Source organism: Ruegeria sp. AF7 (assembly GCF_056541885.1).
In genome coordinates this window covers 1-791 of the sequence record NZ_JBQFYX010000057.1, presented here as the reverse complement: position 1 = coordinate 791, position 791 = coordinate 1, and the positions used below count along the sequence as shown (strand labels likewise).

The following is a 791-nucleotide window of genomic DNA, read 5'->3' as shown; positions in this document are numbered from 1 at the left end:
AGCGCGCCAGCGCCCCGGCCCAGCTGAACATCCCGCGCGACATGTGGACCCAGGTTGTCGATATCGACCTGCCCGCCATTGTCGAGTTCGAGCGCCCCTCGGGTGGCGAAAGCGCCGTGGCTCAGGCGGCCGAGCTGCTGTCGAACGCCAGGAACCCTGTCATTCTGAACGGCGCCGGTGTGGTTCTGGCCGAAGGCGGCATCGAGGCGTCGAAAGCGCTGGCCGAGCGTCTGGATGCGCCGGTCTGCGTCGGCTACCAGCACAATGACGCCTTCCCGGGCAGCCACCCGCTGTTTGCCGGTCCGCTGGGCTATAACGGTTCGAAAGCGGGGATGGAACTGATCAGCGAGGCGGATGTTGTCCTGTGCCTCGGCACCCGTCTGAACCCGTTCTCGACCCTGCCGGGCTATGGCATCAACTACTGGCCCGCGGATGCCAAGATCATCCAGGTCGACATTAACCCCGACCGTATCGGCCTGACCAAAGCGGTCAGCGTCGGCATCATCGGCGACGCTGCCAAGGTGGCAAAGGGTATTCTGGCCCAGCTGAGCGACACCGCCGGCGACGAAGGCCGCAAGGAGCGCAAAGAGCGCATCGCGCAGAAGAAATCGGCCTGGGCGCAGGAACTGACCTCGATGACCCACGAGGATGACGATCCGGGCACCACCTGGAACCAGCGTGCCCGCGCGGCCAAGCCCGACTGGATGAGCCCGCGCATGGCGTGGCGCGCCATTCAGGCGGCGCTGCCGAAAGAGGCGATCATCAGCTCGGACATCGGCAACAACTGCGCC

1 pseudogene is annotated in these 791 nt (G+C 65.9%); it reads left to right on the top strand.

The annotated features are described in order from the left end of the window. A pseudogene (locus tag ACR0AP_RS20920) lies at window positions 1-791 on the top strand (sulfoacetaldehyde acetyltransferase); the annotation flags it as partial.